We start from the raw sequence: 275 nt of genomic DNA, 5'->3' as shown, positions 1-275 counted from the left end.
GGACGACATCGTTATTATAAAATTGATAATGATAAAGTTGTTGATGCAATCCAAGCTTTGTCTGTCATATCTCCACCTATGAGTAGTAAGTCGTTAAAAGAAACAACAAAAAAAGAAAAATTATCATATATGCGTACTTGTTATGGTCATATTGCCGGAAAAATAGGGGTTAAGTTTACTGAATCTTTGATAGAAAATAATTATATTAAAGAAGAAGAAAATTTTTATAAATTAACTCAAGAAGGGAAGACTTGGTTAAAAAAAATAGGAATTGA

1 pseudogene is annotated in these 275 nt (G+C 28.0%); it reads left to right on the top strand.

Going from position 1 to position 275, the window contains the following annotated elements:
* Nucleotides 1–275: pseudogene (locus tag HMPREF3057_RS05325) on the top strand (hypothetical protein); the annotation flags it as partial.

Source organism: Streptococcus sp. HMSC072D05 (assembly GCF_001815805.1).
Taxonomy (GTDB): domain Bacteria; phylum Bacillota; class Bacilli; order Lactobacillales; family Streptococcaceae; genus Streptococcus.
Note: the sequence above shows the minus strand (reverse complement) of the source record. Positions and strands in the feature narration are given on the sequence as shown.